The sequence below is a fragment of the Leptospira neocaledonica genome, from assembly GCF_002812205.1.
Taxonomy (GTDB): domain Bacteria; phylum Spirochaetota; class Leptospiria; order Leptospirales; family Leptospiraceae; genus Leptospira_B; species Leptospira_B neocaledonica.
On record NZ_NPEA01000005.1, the window covers coordinates 320,820 to 338,157 of the forward strand.

General features: G+C 41.3%; 20 protein-coding genes. All 20 read left to right on the forward strand.

Features of this window, described 5'->3' with window-relative positions; all coding sequences use genetic code 11:
• Positions 1–14 precede the first annotated feature (14 nt).
• The 20 genes from CH365_RS10675 to CH365_RS10770 all read left to right on the forward strand — a co-directional run bounded on the left by CH365_RS10675 (position 15) and on the right by CH365_RS10770 (position 17,336).
• A complete protein-coding gene (locus tag CH365_RS10675; RefSeq protein ID WP_100768551.1) occupies positions 15–1,097 on the forward strand; it encodes a protein-glutamate methylesterase/protein-glutamine glutaminase in 1,083 nt (360 codons plus the stop codon).
• Positions 1,098–1,099: 2 nt separating this feature from the next.
• Positions 1,100–1,462 carry a response regulator gene (locus CH365_RS10680; RefSeq protein ID WP_008594408.1) on the forward strand — a complete coding sequence of 121 codons (363 nt, stop codon included), beginning with the start codon at positions 1,100–1,102 and terminating at the stop codon, positions 1,460–1,462.
• A 4-nt stretch (positions 1,463–1,466) separates the two neighbouring features.
• Complete coding sequence (locus CH365_RS10685; RefSeq protein ID WP_100768552.1) at positions 1,467–2,243, forward strand: segregation and condensation protein A; 777 nt, start codon at positions 1,467–1,469, stop codon at positions 2,241–2,243.
• A 5-nt stretch (positions 2,244–2,248) separates the two neighbouring features.
• Positions 2,249–2,788 carry an SMC-Scp complex subunit ScpB gene (gene scpB / locus CH365_RS10690; RefSeq protein ID WP_425268552.1) on the forward strand — a complete coding sequence of 180 codons (540 nt, stop codon included), beginning with the start codon at positions 2,249–2,251 and terminating at the stop codon, positions 2,786–2,788.
• A complete protein-coding gene (gene pheA / locus CH365_RS10695) occupies positions 2,775–3,866 on the forward strand; it encodes a prephenate dehydratase (RefSeq protein ID WP_100768554.1) in 1,092 nt (363 codons plus the stop codon). The genes scpB and pheA overlap by 14 nt, the downstream gene beginning before the upstream one ends.
• On the forward strand, positions 3,863–4,780 hold the full coding sequence (locus CH365_RS10700; protein ID WP_100768555.1) for a prephenate dehydrogenase: 918 nt from the start codon (positions 3,863–3,865) through the stop codon (positions 4,778–4,780). The genes pheA and CH365_RS10700 overlap by 4 nt, the downstream gene beginning before the upstream one ends.
• Positions 4,761–6,077 carry a 3-phosphoshikimate 1-carboxyvinyltransferase gene (gene aroA, locus CH365_RS10705; protein ID WP_100768556.1) on the forward strand — a complete coding sequence of 439 codons (1,317 nt, stop codon included), beginning with the start codon at positions 4,761–4,763 and terminating at the stop codon, positions 6,075–6,077. Before CH365_RS10700 ends, aroA begins: the two co-directional genes overlap by 20 nt.
• The gene (gene cmk / locus CH365_RS10710; RefSeq protein WP_100768557.1) at positions 6,074–6,787 is read left to right on the forward strand and encodes a (d)CMP kinase; all 714 of its coding nucleotides are present in this window, start codon (positions 6,074–6,076) and stop codon (positions 6,785–6,787) included. The genes aroA and cmk overlap by 4 nt, the downstream gene beginning before the upstream one ends.
• A gap of 30 nt (positions 6,788–6,817) precedes the next feature.
• Positions 6,818–8,500: a 30S ribosomal protein S1 gene (locus CH365_RS10715; protein ID WP_100768558.1), complete on the forward strand. Its 1,683-nt coding sequence runs from the start codon at positions 6,818–6,820 to the stop codon at positions 8,498–8,500.
• 21 nt (positions 8,501–8,521) lie between these two features.
• On the forward strand, positions 8,522–9,259 hold the full coding sequence (locus tag CH365_RS10720; protein ID WP_100768559.1) for a tetratricopeptide repeat protein: 738 nt from the start codon (positions 8,522–8,524) through the stop codon (positions 9,257–9,259).
• Positions 9,259–9,876 (forward strand): ATP phosphoribosyltransferase, encoded by a 618-nt coding sequence (hisG, locus tag CH365_RS10725; RefSeq protein ID WP_100768560.1) that lies wholly within the window; start codon positions 9,259–9,261, stop codon positions 9,874–9,876. The genes CH365_RS10720 and hisG overlap by 1 nt, the downstream gene beginning before the upstream one ends.
• 69 nt (positions 9,877–9,945) lie before the next feature.
• A complete protein-coding gene (gene rpmF, locus CH365_RS10730) occupies positions 9,946–10,146 on the forward strand; it encodes a 50S ribosomal protein L32 (RefSeq protein ID WP_008593555.1) in 201 nt (66 codons plus the stop codon).
• Between the two features lie 5 nt (positions 10,147–10,151).
• The gene (gene plsX / locus CH365_RS10735) at positions 10,152–11,156 is read left to right on the forward strand and encodes a phosphate acyltransferase PlsX (protein ID WP_100768561.1); all 1,005 of its coding nucleotides are present in this window, start codon (positions 10,152–10,154) and stop codon (positions 11,154–11,156) included.
• Positions 11,157–11,261: 105 nt separating this feature from the next.
• Positions 11,262–12,026: a 3-oxoacyl-ACP reductase FabG gene (gene fabG / locus CH365_RS10740; RefSeq protein WP_100768562.1), complete on the forward strand. Its 765-nt coding sequence runs from the start codon at positions 11,262–11,264 to the stop codon at positions 12,024–12,026.
• A 448-nt stretch (positions 12,027–12,474) separates the two neighbouring features.
• Complete coding sequence (gene acpP, locus CH365_RS10745; protein WP_008594933.1) at positions 12,475–12,708, forward strand: acyl carrier protein; 234 nt, start codon at positions 12,475–12,477, stop codon at positions 12,706–12,708.
• Between the two features lie 65 nt (positions 12,709–12,773).
• Positions 12,774–13,511 (forward strand): ribonuclease III, encoded by a 738-nt coding sequence (gene rnc, locus CH365_RS10750; protein WP_425268549.1) that lies wholly within the window; start codon positions 12,774–12,776, stop codon positions 13,509–13,511.
• An 11-nt stretch (positions 13,512–13,522) separates the two neighbouring features.
• Complete coding sequence (locus CH365_RS10755) at positions 13,523–13,984, forward strand: NUDIX domain-containing protein (protein WP_100768676.1); 462 nt, start codon at positions 13,523–13,525, stop codon at positions 13,982–13,984.
• Complete coding sequence (gene aroB / locus CH365_RS10760) at positions 13,981–15,075, forward strand: 3-dehydroquinate synthase (RefSeq protein ID WP_100768563.1); 1,095 nt, start codon at positions 13,981–13,983, stop codon at positions 15,073–15,075. Before CH365_RS10755 ends, aroB begins: the two co-directional genes overlap by 4 nt.
• A 257-nt stretch (positions 15,076–15,332) precedes the next feature.
• Entirely contained in the window at positions 15,333–16,202 is an 870-nt protein-coding gene (locus tag CH365_RS10765; protein WP_100768564.1) for a mechanosensitive ion channel family protein, read from the forward strand.
• 135 nt (positions 16,203–16,337) lie between these two features.
• The gene (locus CH365_RS10770; protein ID WP_165782595.1) at positions 16,338–17,336 is read left to right on the forward strand and encodes a tetratricopeptide repeat protein; all 999 of its coding nucleotides are present in this window, start codon (positions 16,338–16,340) and stop codon (positions 17,334–17,336) included.
• Positions 17,337–17,338: the final 2 nt, after the last annotated feature.

The window sequence follows — 17,338 nt, forward strand, 5'->3', positions numbered from 1 at the left end:
ACTAGGATTTTGTCGTGGTAGGAACTCCCGCGGACGGGTCGATTCGGGTCGTGATCATAGACGACTCTCTTTTGGTGCGAAATATTATTTCGGATCAGATTAAAAAAGAGAGTAGGATCCAAGTTATAGCCACCGGTAAAACCGGAGTGGATTGTATCGAACTCGCAACAAAACTTAGACCGGATATCGTCATTTTAGATGTAGAGATGCCTGTAATGGACGGGCTCTCCGCATTACAAGAACTTCAGAAACGAAAATTGGGTATTCCGGTAATGATGCTCTCCGTTTTAACTCAACATGGAGCAGAAGCAACTTTCAAGGCTTTAGAATATGGAGCCATTGATTTCGTTCCGAAACCTTCTTCTAGTAATCAATTCAATCCGGAAGAAATCGGTACAGTCCTTAGAAATAGAATACTCGCTTATTTTGAAAGTTTGAGACCAAGTCATGCGGGCCTTGATCCGAAAAAACTCGTAGATGCGGTCAAAAGTAAAATTTTCAAAGATGAAAAAAAAACAGTCGAGGCTGTTTGTATCGGGACATCTACCGGCGGTCCAAAAGCATTACAGACCGTTTTTTCTGATTTTCCGGAGAATTTTCATCTACCAATTTTCGTCGTACAACATATGCCTGTGGGTTTTACGAAAGCCTTTGCTTCTCGTTTAAACGATCACTCCAAAATCAATGTAAAGGAAGCCGAAGACGGAGAAGAAGTTCGTCCCGGAACAGGTTACGTGGCTCCGGGTGATGCACATTTGAAGATCGAATCTAAGGCCGGACGTAAATGGATTGCCTTAGGTAGGGAAGCACTGGTAAATGGACACAGGCCCTCAGTCGAAGTTTTATTCGACAGCGCAATCCGGGAATACGGGAGCGCCTTAGTCGGTGTGATTATGACCGGCATGGGAAAAGATGGAGCGGCGGCGACTCTCAGAATGAGAGAGACTGGAGCTTCTACTGTTGCCCAAGACGAGGACAGCTCCGTGATCTTCGGAATGAATCGCCAAGCCATCGAAATGGGTGGGGTTCAATTCGTAGAACCTGTAAGCGCAATAACATCAAGGATACTTTCCATTCTTAAAGAAAGGGGAAACTAATTATGGCCAGAATTCTCGTAGTAGACGATGCAAAATTCATGAGGACCATGGTGAAGGACGCACTCGTCGCCGGAGGGCATGAGATCGTCGGCGAGGCCGAAAACGGAAACATCGCTGTTGATCAGTACAAAGCGATCAAGCCGGACCTAGTCACCATGGATATCACCATGAGAGAAAAAGACGGGATCGAAGCAGCCCAGGAAATTTTCAAATTGGATCCGAAAGCGCGTATCATCATGGTAACCGCTCTTGGTCAGGAAGAACTTCTTGCGAAAGCAATCAAGATGGGAGTGAAGGATTTTGTAGTAAAACCTTTCTCACCAGAAAGATTGCAACAGGCGGCAGAAAAAGCACTGAATTCCTAAAAAGATGGAAAGAGAAAACGCCACACAATCCTTCGTAGTTCAATGGAATAATTCCGAAGGTGGTATTACGGAGGGACCTTTAAGTCTTCTCTGGTCTCTTATAGAAAGTTATAAGGTGGATATATTTGAAGTATCCCTTTCTCAAATCACCCAAGACTTTCTAAACTTCATTAAGATTTCTGCAAGTATTCATATAGACATGGGAGCGGAATACGCTCTTATGGCCGCTAATTTAGTTTATCTCAAATCCAAAGCTTTATTACCCGATCCAGGTTTCGAGGAAGAAGATTATGATCCTCCTCTTCCCCCTGAGCTCGTCGAAAAACTTTTAGAACATAAAAAATTCCAATTAACCGCCCAGAAAATGGGGGATGTGGACAAGGTCCAGGCTGGAGTATTCTCCAGAGAAACCAATCAGGTTATAGACGAGTCCGAATCCTGGCTGGATCTAAGCCTTTTAGACCTAATTTCCGCATTTAATGAGATCTTGGAAAAACGGGAAGACGAAGCTGAGATTCCCGCTTTACTTACCGCGCCCCACCGGTATTCTGTCGAAGAAAAGATGGGTACCATTTCCGAACTGCTCGTCGAACGTTCGGATATCTCCTTTGAAGAATTGTTTTCTACGGTTAGACCTGAGAAAGCCGAGATAGTAGCCGTCTTTCTGGCAATGTTGGAGCTCTGCAAACAGAGAATTGTATCCATCCGCCAGCATAAAACTTTCGGCGAAATCCGTATATTCTTGGTGGGAGAACCGTGGAACGCGACAAAGCCGGCTTAAAAGGACTGATAGAAGCGCTGCTTTTCCTTTCCGGGGAGCCGCTTAAACTAGCCAGTATCGCAAAATCCATAGACTGTGAAAAACAGGAAGCTCGTGATATTTTGGATGAGCTGATTTTGGATTACCAAGAGAAGGACGGAGGTTTCGTTCTTAGAGAGATTGCTGGCTCTTATCAATTTTCTACGAACGAAAAATATTCTGAAATTTTAGCAAGGCTCTTCAAAGAGAAGAAGAGAGAACAATTATCCCGTTCCAGTTTGGATACTTTGGCGATTATCGCATATAAACAACCGATCACATTATCCGAAATTGATGATATACGTGGAGTATCTTCTAGAGCGATGGTGACTTCTCTTATTTCTAAAAAACTGGTAAAACCTGTAGGTAATAAAGAAGTCCCCGGACGACCGGCGTTGTATGGAACCACTAAGGAATTTTTGATACATTTCGGATTAAATAAACTGACCGATTTACCTGCTCCTGTGGAAGTGAAGGAATTAAAATTCGAAAACCTGGATGATTTAATAGAGAATGGCCAAGAATGACGACAAACTGAGAGAGTTCAGGAACAAGATCGATTCCCTGGACAAAGAAATCGTAAAGGCTATCCAGGCCAGGGCGGAGATTGCCTCCGAGATCGGCGAGATCAAACGAGAGAATAACGAACCTATCTATCGCCCTGATAGAGAGAAGGACGTTTACGAAAAAATCCTTGGACTGAATGGTGGACCACTTCCGGACAAGGTATTGATCGCAATTTATAGAGAGATCATGTCCGGCTCCTTCTCAGTGGAGAAAGGTTTAAAAATCGGTTATCTAGGACCGGAAGGATCTTTTTCTCACCAAGCAGTTCGTGCTAGATTCGGAACTTCTGTCGAAGCCACAGAGTTTCCTTCTATTCCGGAAGTATTCCGTGCTGTAGAAACCGACAAGGCGGATTACGGAGTGGTTCCTGTGGAAAATTCTTCCGAAGGACTTGTGAACTCTACTCTGGATCAGTTTTTAGTTTCAGATCTAAATATTTATTCGGAAATTTATCTTAAGATCCATTTGAATCTTTTAGGATTCGAACATGATCTTTCTAAGATCAAAACTTTATACGGCATCAAGATCGCAAATTCACAATGTAGAAATTGGATCGCTGCAAATCTTCCTCATGTAGAAGTTTCGGAAACTCCTTCTACATCTAGAGCCGCAAGTATTGTTGCGGAGAAGAAGGAGGCCTGCGCTGCAGTGGCTTCTTCCATCGCTGCTGAAATTTACGGCCTAGATCTGGTCCGAGAATCCATCGAAGATATGTCGGACAATACCACCAGATTTTTGATCATAGGTAAAAACCAATGTCCTCCCACTGGGAGTGATAAAACTTCCGTTGTGTTTTCCATCCCGGATAAACCCGGATCTTTGTACAATGTGCTAAAACCGATCTTTGATAAAGGGATCAATATGACCAAGGTGGAGTCCAGGCCTACTCGTAGGACTTCTTGGGAGTATAACTTCTTCATAGATTTTTTAGGTCATAAAACGGATCCTAAGATCGAAGAGGTCTTAAACGTATTAAAAGAAAATACAATCTATCTCAGGATTTTGGGGTCTTATCCGATCTCTCCACCTAACCCGTGAAAACCGAATTTTCTAGAATCCTGATTTACGGCCTGGGAATGATGGGTGCCTCCCTCTCTTTGGCCTTACGTAAAAAGAACTCTTCCGCAGAGATTGTGGGAGTGGTAGGATCTACTTCCAGTAAGGAGAAGGGGATCCGTCTTAAATCAGCTGATCAAATTTTCACATCCGAAGAATTTTCAAAATTTCCCAACTGGGAATCCTATGATCTGATCGTTTTCGGAGTTCCTGTCAATACGACGGTTGAAGTGATCTCTAAACTTCCTTCGGGATTTAAAGGTCTTTTGACTGATATGGGTTCCACTAAACAAGAGATCGTTCATGCAGTGGAGTCAGTTCTTACTGGAGAACATAGATATATTTCTTCTCATCCAATGTGCGGTTCTGAAGAATCAGGTTTAGAATTCGGGAATGCGGATCTTTATGAAAATCGACTTTGTATTTTGACGAGACCTAAAGGTGCAACTGACGAAGCATATTCGGAGATAGAAAAATTTTGGAAATTTTTAGGAATGTCTACTACTGAAATTCCTGCAAAAGACCACGATAAAATTTTGTCTTATGTATCTCATGTTCCTCATTTGATTGCTTCTCTTATGACGAATTGGGTCTGGGAAAACGGGTGTGTGAGAGAATTTACCCAAAATTCTCCTTTGCCTTTGACAGGCGGAGGATTTAGGGATATGACAAGAATTGCGGGTTCTAATCCTAAAATGTGGTCACCGATTTTTTCTTCCAACCAAGAAGAGATCTATAAGGCGCTTTCGGACTATAAGGATCGATTGGATAAACTTCTTTCGGAGTTAAATCCAGAAAAGCCGCTCGACCTAAAACATTGGGAGTCCTTCATGGAAAAATCTCATATCGATAGGGATGCAATTTTAAAGAAACAAAATGATTCCAAGAATCCTTAGTTCAACCGGAAGAGAAATTACAGTTCCGGGAGACAAATCTCTTTCTCATAGAAGCGTATTATTCTCCGTATTATCCAAAGGGACATCTCATGTTTCCGGGTTTTTGGAAGCGGAAGATCCTTTGAACACGATGAAAGCTTTCACTCAGCTTGGATTGAAAGTGGAGAAAATTTCCAAGGGAGAATATGTTTTTACAAGCCCTGGCAAAAACTCTCTCCAATCTCCTAAATCCGTTTTGGATTTTGGGAACGCAGGAACCGGAATCAGATTATCCGCAGGTTTACTCTGTGGGATCTCAGGTGTTAAGGCCACTTTAACTGGAGATCATTCTCTCCAAAAAAGGCCGATGTCGCGTATTATAAAACCTTTAAATTCCATGGGAGCATCCATTTCTGGAAAGGAAGATAAGGCTCCTCTGGAGATCCTAGGAAAAAAATTAGCGGATTTTCATTATAAAAGTCCGATTGCTTCCGCCCAGGTAAAATCCTGTCTGATGTTGGCTGCAATGGCTTCCGAAACTTCTTTGGAATATGAAGAGGATATTCTTTCTAGGGACCATACTGAAAATATGTTCCGGTTTTTGGGAAATAAATTGACTTATCTTTCTCCCACTCATTTTAAAATGGAACCTCCTTATACTTTCGAGGCAAAGGAGTTCAAGGTGCCTGGAGATATTTCTTCCGCAGCATTCTTTTTGGTACTCGGAGTTTTATTAAAAGAAGGTTCCGTTCTCGTGAAAAATGTGGGATTAAATCCTTCTCGTATCGGGATTCTTCACGCGCTCGAAGCGATGGGTGCAAAAATTCTAGTCCATAATCAAAGGATAGAATGTGGAGAACCTGTGGGAGATCTGGAAGCCGTATCTTCTAATTTACGTTTTTCTGAAATTAAGGAAGAATGGATTCCTTCTCTTATTGATGAGATTCCGATTTTGACGATAGCGGGTCTTTTTGCAAAAGGTGGATTTATTATCCGTCATGCGGAAGAACTTCGTGCAAAAGAATCGGATCGAATTTCCGCAATGGTAGAAAATCTCAGGAACTTGGGGATTACAGTGCACGAATATCCGGACGGATATGAGATCCCTGAAATTGGTTCGAGTGTATATTCTTCGGAACTTTCTTCTTGGCTATCCGGGAACGCGGTGAATATTTTTACTAAGATGGATCATAGGATCGCAATGAGTTTTATGATCGTCCAAGCGGTAAGCGGTTTGAAAGTCCATCTGGATGAAACTTCTTGGATAGAAACTTCTTTTCCCGGATTCGAATCTTTGTTGGAAGGTTTTGTGCAATGACGGAAAACGTGATCGCATTAGATGGCCCTGCGGGAACAGGCAAGAGCACGGTAGCTCGAGAACTTTCTAAAAAACTGGGATTTGAATATTTGGATTCCGGAGCATTCTACCGTGCATTAACACTTCATATTTATAAAATTTATAAATCCAAAAATTCTTCGATCTCCTTTGCGGATTGGTTATCCGGCAAGGAGTTCCTTCCATTAACCGTAGGTGTAGAAATTTTCTGCGAATTTTCAGAAGCAGGTGAGAATCATATTTTCTTAAACGGAGAAGATGTTTCTGTAGAGATCAGAACTCCTGAAATTACAAGAGAGATCAAATACATCGCCGACAAAGCTGTATTTAGAGAATTTGTAAATTCTCAATTGAGAAAACTTTCTCTGACCCATCGGCTGGTAATGGACGGTAGAGACATAGGTACCCATGTATTTCCGGACGCTCGTTACAAATTCTTTTTGACGGCATCTTCTAGAGTTCGGGCCGAAAGAAGATATAATCAATTATTAGAGCAAGGTATTCGTTCGGATTTGGAAGAAATCGAAAAGGAAATCGTTATCCGTGACAAATCCGATACGGAAAGAGAAATCGCCCCCCTCCGGAAAGCTGAGGACGCAATCCTCATTGACACAGATAACCTGCCAAAAAATAGTGTAATTAGTAAGATCCTTGGGTGCCTAGAGCCTGGCATTTATAACGATTCGCACTAATCCCAAACAACACCGAGTAATTCAATCCGTATGAGTAGCCAACAAGACAAGTCCACTTTTGCTGAAGTTTTCAAACAGTGGGAAGAAAAGAAAAACGACGAAGCTGAAATCCGCAAAGACCAAGTGGTCGAAGGTAAAGTCGTATCCGTAGACAACGATAACGTCTATGTGGCAATCGAAGGATTGAAACAAGAGGGAAGAATCCCTCGCTCCGAGTTCGATGAAAAACCTGAAATCGGGGCTTTAGTTACTGCACTTGTAAAAAGAAAAGAGTCCACAGACTCTGGATGTATCCTTTCCAAAAAAGAAGCCGACCAAAGAAAAGGTTGGGAAGTTGTTAAAGACGCTTTCAAAAATAATTACCAAGTCAGCGGACGTTTGGTAAATGAGATAAAAGGAAAAGGTTATATCGTTAACGTAGAAGGTTCCGAACTTTTTCTACCTGCGTCTCAACTTAGTTATAAATTCTCCGATGGAGAAAATTACAAAGGTGTGGAACTCGATTTTAAAGTGATCGAGATCAATGAGCGCACCCGCTCCGGAGTTGTTTCCCGTAAAAAACTTCTAGATGAAGTAAATAACGAGAAATGGGACGCACTTGCTGAAAAAATTAAAGTAGGGGACAAGGTTAAAGCAACCGTTTCCAAAATTGCAAGTTTCGGAGTTTTCTGTGATCTGGAAGGAGTTGTAGGACTTCTCAGACAAAGAGATATCTCTTATAAAAAATTCGCACCATTCAAACAATACTTCACCATTGGCCAAGAGATCGAACTTCAAGTCCTGGAAATGGAAAAGGAAAACAATAAACTCGCTCTGGGACTTAAACAGTTATACGAAGATCCTTGGGTTTGGGCAAAACGTTCCTTGGAAAAAGAAATGGTGATCAGAGGAACTGTAACTTCTCTTACCAATTTCGGAGCATTCGTAGAATTAAAAGAAGGTTTGGAAGGTTTAATCCATACTTCCGAATTGACCTGGGCTAAAAAACCTCCTCATCCAAAAGAACTTTTGAAAAAAGGACAAGAAGTAGAAGCACTTATCCTAGATATCGATTTCGAAAGCAGAAGACTTTCTCTAGGACTAAAACAACTTCAACCGAATCCTTGGGACGCTTTAGGCCCTGAAGTTAGAGTAGGCAATGTCCTAACCGGAAAAGTAACCGGTATCACTAAATACGGCGCATTCGTAGAAGTGGAAAATGGGATTGAAGGTCTGATTCACATCAGCGATATCACTTGGGATGAAAAACAAAAGAACCCAACTTCTTTACTGAAAAAAGGAGAAGAGGTTAAATACATTATCCTCGATATCAACTTTGATGCACAAAGAATCTCTTGCGGATTAAAACAACTGCAAGAACACCCTTACGAAGCATTAAGAAATCGTTATCCTATCGGTTCTGTAGTCCAAGGAAAGATCAAAAGTATCGTGGACTTCGGTATGTTCGTAGAAATCGAACCTGGTTTCGAAGGACTTGTTCACATCTCCGAGATCCCTGGTGGAAAAGACACCAATTTGGCTGAGTCTTACAAACCTGGCGATATCGTAAAATGTGCAGTCGTTAAGATCGATTCCAAAAACAAAAAAATCTCTCTGTCTATCAAGGATTTCGACAAGGCCTTAGAAAGAGAAGAGATGGCGAAGTATTTGAAAACTTCCGACACTCCTTCCAGAGAAAGTTTAGGCAGCTTTATCAATTCTTCCTTAAAATAAGGACGACTCTCGGAGTTTTGGATGAAACGATTCGAACCTAAAACCGGTGCCTCTATTCAGGATATAGATCCGTATCCGGGCGTTACAGGAGCAGAAAGATTTTTTGCGATTTTATTCTCCAAGATCGGAGAAAATAAAAAGCAGGTTTTATTCGGGATCGGTGTTTTGTTCGTAACCGTACTAACTGTTGTTAGTTGGAACGAATACAGAGCAGAACAATTCCGCAAAGGAACTCTTGCCATCGAAAAAGTGGAGAAGGAGCTTGCTCTTTCTCCGATGACAGAGATCACCGATAAGATCAAAAAATACGAAAGTATTGCTTCTTCCTATAGTTCCCCTTCTTTAGATATCAGACTTTCCAAAACTTTGGGAGATCTATACGCTAAAAATGGAGAATACCAAAAAGCGGCAGAGAAGTTAGAATATGCAGGTAAAAAAATAGACGAACTTCCTGAAGTGAAGGCCTACTATTTTTATATCGCTGGAAACTACAGAGAAAGTGCAAACCAACTCGCGGAAGCTGAATCAGATTACGGAGTTTCCGTTTCTCTTTTAAGCAGTCGTAAGAATGTTTCTGGATTCTATGCCTGGAGCTTATACCAGGCAGGTCGTTTGAAATTAGAAAACGGCAAAAAAGCAGAAGCAGTCGATCTACTTAAAAAAGTTTTAGACCAAGATATCGCTTCTCCTTCCGAAGAATTTAAATCGGTTAGAGAACTCGCTACTTATCTTCTATTAAAAAGCAGCCAGGGAAACTAATGCTCACTTTGGCCCTTCCGAAAGGACGGCTAGCCGAGGAGAGCATTGAACTCATGCTCGAAAGGGGATGGCTTTCTGGCCGTCCCGATCCTGATTCCAAAGAACTTATCTATAACGACCAAAAAGGGAAGGTCCGGATCTTACTTGTACGTTCCCAGGATGTGGCGACTTACGTGGAACAGAATTCTGCGGATGCCGGTATTGTGGGATGGGACGTATTATTGGAAGGAGGTTACGACCTTCTTCTTCCCTTGGATTTAGGAATCGGAAAGTGCAGACTTTCTGTGGCAGGGCCAAAAGGCTGGAGTCTCAGTTCCGGTGAAAGAAAAGTCCGTGTAGCGACAAAATATCCGAATATCGCAAAAGAATTCTTTCTAAAAAAGGGAATTAACTGCGAGGTGATCAAACTTTACGGAAGTATTGAGCTCGCTCCTTTGGTGGGGTTATCGGATTGTATCGTGGATTTAGTGTCCACAGGCGGAACTCTCAGAGCCAATAATCTGGAAGAGATCGAAGTTATTATGGAATCCACGGCGAGATTGGTGTTCAACCGCTCCGCCTTATACACCAAACGAGCCGAAACGGGTGAATTCTTGGATTCTTTTACTTCTGTTTGAAAAACAGTTGAGAAATCGGCTCATAAAAAAAACATAGTCGTAAATCGACCTTATCTATAGAGAAAAACAATGGCAGTTCCTAAGAGACGAAAATCTAAATCAAAAGTGAGGATGAAACGGGCCCATCATGCGATCGGCAAACCGAATCTAGTTCCTTGCCCGAACTGTAATTCCTTCAGACCTCCTCATAGAATCTGCCCTGTTTGCGGTTTTTACAAAGACCGTGTAGTGGTAGAACCGAAAGTCAGGAAGACTAGCGAAGAGAACTAATCAATATGTGGGTCGCCGTCGATGCAATGAGCGGCGACTACGGTCCTGACCGGATCGTAGAAGGTGCCGTTAACGCGGTAAATCAAGACGGCAGAAACGTCATACTCGTTGGTAAAGAAGAAGATATCAGCGAGACCCTCCTTAAATACGAATACGATACAAATAAGATCAGAATTGTTCACGCTAGCGAAGTAATCGGCATGAATGATTCTCCATCTATTGCAGTGCGTGCAATGGAAGATTCTTCCGTTGTGCAAGCAGCTCAATTGGTTGCAGATAAAACCTGTGTTGGAATGTTCTCTCCCGGAAATACGGGCGCTACTATGGCGGCTGCGTTATTATATCTGGGCAGAATTCCTGGAGTGCTTAGACCCCCGATTGCTGCTCCGATCCCGAGAGAGAAAGGAGCTCCTACACTTCTTCTGGATGCAGGTGCAAATGTGGATTGTAAGCCGGAGTATTTGGCTCAGTTCGCGATCATGGGAGAGATCTATTCCAGACTTATTTTCAATACTCACAAACCGAAGGTCGGGATCTTGTCCAACGGAGAAGAGGATAAGAAGGGAAACTCGATCACGTTAAAGGCATTTGAATATATTAAAAAACTACCGATCGACTTCGTAGGAAATGTAGAAGGTAGAGATCTTTATGGTGGTGGAAGGGACGTTGACGTTGTAGTATGCGACGGCTTCGTCGGGAATATAGTTCTGAAAGCAACCGAAGGTCTTTCCAAATCCATATTCAGCGTCTTAAGAGAAAGTATCGCTCAGTCCAGTCTAGCCCAAACCGGGGCCCTTCTTCTCAAACCTACATTTACAGCGATTAAGAAAAGATTGGATTACGCGGAATATGGCGGAGCACTTCTTCTTGGAGTAGACGGAACCTGTTTAATTGGCCATGGTTCTTCCAATGCGCATGCAGTCCGAAACGCAATCCGAGTAGTGGTAGAATGTGCCGAAAGAGATGTGAACCAGCGCATCAAAGAAGATATCGAAAAGGCAAAGTTTTAACTTCGCTTTCTTTCACAACCCCAGGGTGAACGCTACACCCAGAATCACTTGACCCCCCAGGCCCGGAAAATACGCTAACCGCAGAATCTGGTAAGGAAAAAACCAATGATCGATTTGAAAGGCAAAAACGCCATTATAACCGGGGCTGCCCGCGGAATCGGTAAAGCAACCGCTCTTAAACTCGCGCAAGCAGGCGCAAACGTTGTCATTGCCGACTTAAACGAAGAGGCAAGTAAAGCTACTGCGGATGAGATAGCAAAAGTAACAGGTGTCAAAGCAATCGGAGTTTCTGTAAACGTAGCAAATGCAGAATCTGCGCAAGCGGGTATCCAAGCTGTAGTGGATAATTTCGGTTCAATAGAAATTCTAGTGAATAATGCCGGTATCACTAAAGATACTCTGATGCTTAGAATGAAACAGGAACAATGGGATGCTGTAATTGCAGTGAACCTAACTGGAACTTTCAATTGTATTCAGTCTGCCATAAAATTTATGGCAAAAAATCCGAACGGTGGATCCATCATCAACCTTTCCTCTATCGCTGGAGTGAATGGAAATATCGGACAAACCAACTATTCCGCTTCTAAAGCGGGTGTGATTGGCTTAACCAAAGCAGTCGCTCTGGAAATGGCTGGTCGTAAAATCCGTTGTAACGCGATCGCTCCGGGATTTATCGCAACTGAAATGACAGATGCGATCCCAGAAAAGATCCGTACTGCAATGGTTGCTGCAATTCCTTTAAAAAGAGCAGGTCAGCCGGACGATATCGCGAACACTATCGCTTTTCTAGCTTCCGATATATCCTCTTTTATTACAGGACAAGTAATTGAAGTGAACGGTGGGGGATTCCTTCCAGGAGTCCAAGCCTAAATATTCGGATTTTAATCCGGATCAATCAGGCAGAAAGCCCGGAATTTTCCGGGCTTTTGTTTTTTTGTAGAACCAACAAAACAACCACTCTTAGAAAGGTTCTCATTATATTCTATAAATGATAACTCCGAACGGCGTTCGAATGAATGATCGAGAACTGTCTCAATATCGAATATTAGAAATGTGACTTTTTGATTATTTGAATATGAGGACTGGGCCTGAATTTTCGATACTTTGAGTCGATCGAATTCGTAAGTTATAGAACAGCTTCTTTGAAAAAATATGAAAAAGAAACTTGGATAATATTCTGTTTTTTTCCCGTTTCCAATCCGTTAACGCTTGCCAAAACATTTGAGAAAAAAATGTTTAAAAATCGGTGGATGAATTCATCCCCGATTCTAAACCTAACTAAAACTTACATACCATTTCGATGGTACGGAGGAAACAAATGGCAGATTTCGAAAAGATTAAGTCTATTATCGTTGAGCAACTTGGAGTGGATGAGTCCGAAGTGACTCCTGAAGCACACTTCATTGATGACCTCGGTGCAGACTCTCTTGACACAGTTGAACTCGTTATGGCTCTTGAAGAAGAGTTTGGCGTTGAAATTTCCGATGAGGATGCTGAAAAGATCCAAACCGTCGGAGACGTAATTAAGTTCATCGACACTCTAAAGTCCTAATTGACTGGACCTCCGGGTTCTTTTACGGGAACTCGGAAGTCTTTCCTTCCTTTTATCAAAATCCTTTGATAAAAAAAAAACACATTCAGAATCAAAACAAATCTGATCCTAAGATTAGAAAGGATCCTTCTCTACTTGCGTCCGAGCTTGGTTTAAGATTTAATAAACCTTCTTATTTAGAAATCGCATTCATACATAGTTCTTATCGTAACGAAAATCCTGAATACAAAGAAGACAACGAAAGACTAGAGTTCTTAGGAGATTCAGTTCTCGGACTGGTTGTCGCAAAATATTTATATAGAACAAATCCTTCCGCAAGTGAAGGTGAACTTTCTAGAAAAAAAGCGACCCTGGTTTCTACGGCAATGTTAAACGGGCTTAGTGAAAAATTGGGGTTAACTTCTTACGTTCTATTGGGAAAGGGAGAAGGTCAGGGAAACGCTCAGAAAAAACTCGGAGCTAATTTGTTCGAGTCCTTGGTCGGTGCTGTTTATTTGGACCAAGGAATGGAAGCTGCGGAGAAGTTTATACTCGAACATCTTATAGATTACATTAAAAATTCCGATAAAGTAAAAGAGGCCACGGATTATAAATCCATCCTCCAGGAAATTTGCCAAAAAAAATTCAAACTTCTACCTTCTTACAGATTACTTAAAGAGGTTGGGCCGGATCACGAAAAAACCTTTTTCGTTAGCGTATCCATCCGAGATAAATATTCTGCGGAAGGTAAAGGAAAGAATAAAAAGTTCGCGGAACAAGACGCTGCGAAAGAGTTGCTAAAGGCCTTAAAAATCAAGGTTTAATGAAATCTAATATGGAATTCTTTTTTAAAAAGAAAGGTTTAAGGGTCAGAGTGGCCGCTTTGATTCGAAATCGTAAGGGAGATATCCTTCTTTTGCAGCAGAAAAAGAAGGATGCCTACTACTGGTTATTGCCCGGTGGTGGGATAGAATTCGGAGAAAGCGCGGAAGACGCGTTAAAAAGAGAACTGAAAGAAGAACTTTCTCTCGATATCACCAGCGCTAATTTTTTATTTGTGAACGAGTCCATAGATCCTAAGGGGAATCGTCATCTTCTCCAGTTGGTATTCTTAGCTACCGTTAAAAAACAGGATCCGGCAGTGAACTTGAAAGAGAAAGCGATCACAGGATTCGGCTATTTTCCTTTGGGAGCAGTTTTAGAAATGGATATAAGACCGGATATTAAGGACTTTCTTTCTTCCGGAAAATACAAACCGGCTCCTTTTATACGAAGCCAATGGGTATATGATAAATGAATCCTATCCGGGAAGTACAGATCAAAGCATTTTCAAAAGAATATAAGGTACAGATCCATTCGGACTTCAGAGGTTTGGGTGAAACGATCAAAAAATTTTATCCGATTTCTTCCATATTTATACTCACGGAAAGAAAACTTTCAGGATTGTTTTCCAAGTTTTACGAATCTGAACTTTCCTGTCCTGGAATTCCATACCATGAAATTTACATAAAGGGCGGGGAGAAAAATAAACACATCCTTCGCACCGCAGAAGTTTATAATAAACTAATAGAATTGGGAGCGGATCGTAAAAGTTTGATCATCGCTCTGGGCGGTGGAGTGGTAGGCGACTTCGCAGGATTTATAGCATCTACATTCCAAAGAGGGATCCGTTTTGCACAAGTTCCTACGACCTTACTTGCTTCCGTAGATTCTTCCGTTGGTGGAAAAGTAGCGGTAAATGCCGACCTTGGAAAAAACATGATCGGCTCCTTCTACCAACCTGAGTTCGTATATTTACCATTGATTGCATTATCCACTTTGCCCAAAAGAGAATGGAGATGTGGAATGGCAGAGATCGTAAAACACGGTCTTTTATCCGGCGGAGAATATCTGGAGAAGGTCCGTTCGAACGATAAATCCGTCTACGATCATACTTCTCCAGAACTTTTGGAATTAATCGTAGGTTCTATTTTATATAAATCTAATGTAGTGTCTCAAGATGAAAGAGAGGCAGGTTTACGAAAAGTTTTGAACTTGGGGCATACCACCGCTCACGCGATAGAGTCGCTCACAAATTATAGAAGATATTCCCATGGAGAGGCTGTTTCTATAGGACTATTGACTGCGATCATTCTTTCCGCAGAAAAACAAGGTCTGGATCCTTCTTGGATAGAAAGTCTAAGAAAGATATTAAAGGCATATGACCTTCCATATCACGACAAAAGTAAATCTACTCAGGTAGCAAAACATACTCTTCATGATAAGAAGAATGTGGGGAACTCGGTTCGATTTGTCCTTCTTCAGTCTCCAGGAAATCCGATTTGGGATATTCCGATCGAACTGGAAGAGATTGCTTCTGCGTTCCGAAAACAAAAGAAAATGGATTAGGAGACGCAGAGTTTGAAAGAGAGACAGAGTTATTCTCACACAAAGGCACTAAGTCACAGAGAGTTTCTTAAAAGATTTTCATATTAAACTATAAAGAAAGCTAAACTTGGACGCCTTCTAATTCGATAGTTTCCTACCTCTGAGACTCCGCGTCTCTGTGTGCCAAAAATCTTTGCTCCTCTTCTAAACTCTGCGTCTTTACTTCCAAAAACACCTTGATTTCGTCATAGTAATACCTAGTGTAGGTTGTCCCGGTTATGGAAGAAATTCTCCGACTTATAAATCCGATTTCCCTTTTGAACTCTAAAGAAAGGTCTATCACGGAAGAGTTCATTTTGGTCGCGTATTTTATCCTCACCTTAGTAATCGTTTATAAAACTTTCGTTTTGATCTTCGATAGGCTCAGTCCTCCTGCGGACAATTCCGTAAGGTATAATCGTAGGAGAGTGACTCGGATCTTGTTCGTAGTCGTGGGAGCAGTGTCCCTTCTTCCCGTAATTTTTTCCGGGCTTTCTTATCTCCCTACTGTGATGGGGCTTGCTGGAGCAGGTATCGTAATTTCCCTAAAAGATATTACTTTGAATTATGTGGGATGGTTATTGATCCACGGCAGTAACGGTTTTGAAGTAGGGGACAGAATAGAGATCGAAGGCATTAAGGGAGATGTGGTTAATATTGGGATCAATCGTTTTACTTTGATGGAACTGAGTCCCGATCCTAAATCGGAACAATCTACAAATCGTTTGGTGCATCTTCCCAATCACACGATCATTCTTCATAAAGTATATGTAGTAAAAGAAAAAATGGGATTTGTGTGGGATGAATTTAGGATCAAGATTCCTCATAGTTCGGATTGGGAAGCCGCGGAAAAAATTTTGAACGGGATCCTAAAAAACAGCTCTATCATTGACCAACATAAGATAGATTATTCTGTTAGAGAACTTTCCAAAAATTATCTTGTTAGACTCGGAAAGACAACTCCGATCGTATATATGAATGTAGAGGAAGGAGGGGTATTATTCTCTCTTCGGTATCTCACTCATATCAAAGAAAAAAGAAATCAAAAAGCAAGGATCTCTCGAGAGGTTTTAAAAGAGTTCGGCGATTCGGGGATCCAATTATTATAATTGTCCGGAAAGTCCTAAAATGGTATATATGGGAAAGGTAGGTGAAGCTTGAGACAATATATTTCCTTCGTGTGGACAACCCAGGCTAAAGCTGCCCTATATATTATCTTTTTCTTGTGTTTGTTTGTTGGGGAGGTGCTTTCGGAGGAGGTTTCCAAACCGGAATATGAAAAAGCAGACAAGCTGATCGAAAATCAGGATTATAAATCTGCATTAAAGATCCTACTCGAATACGAAAAGAAAAAGCCGGATGATGACGTTTTACTTTTTAAAATCGGTTTCAGTTATTTCCGCCTGGAAGAAGATCAAAAAGCGTTATTATATTTTGAAAAAGCGATCAGAACTAATCCGAAGGTAGCGAAATATTATGATTATTACGGAGCCACTTTTTATTTTTCCGGAAAAATCGACGAGGCAGAAAAACAATTCTTAAAATGTGTAGAATTGGATCCGAAAAACCCAATGGCAACGGGTATGCTCGGTGCTATATATGCCGAAAAAGGGCAATTATCCAAGGCAAAGGATTATTTTTTAAAGGCCTTGGAAATCGACCCTGAAGATCTGAGGGCTAATTATAGTCTTGCAGGTATTTACTTTAGCGAAGGAGATTTGGTCAAGTCTCAGAAATATTTCGAGATCTGTTATAAGTTAGATCCCGAAAATTACGCTACCGTTAGCTATTTAATAGAAAACTTATATAGACAGGAGAAATTCGAAGAAGCGGAAAAATATAAGAGACGCCTACTTCAGATCAGGAATTCTTCCAAAGATCCTCGTATCACTAATCTTAAATATTTTCGTTTCGATACATTTCCGATCAAAGAGTTTGTGATCGTTGCTCAAGAAAGTTTTTCTAAAACCGGCGATCTGTATTATTATTATGTTTTTTCAGTTTTCGATAAAAGTGGAAAACATCTAAAAAATATTAATTTAGAATCCTCGGCAATACTAAAGGAAAACGGGCTGAAATATATTATAGGAATGGATCTTATTGAGGACGGAAATTCCAAACATTCCACCTCGAATATTGCATATCCCGAATTACCTACTTATTTCGAATTAAAATCAGTTTTAACTGAAATATTGGAAGGTAAGGTAAAATTTCCGTATAGTTCTTCTGCCAGTCCTAAATGAGT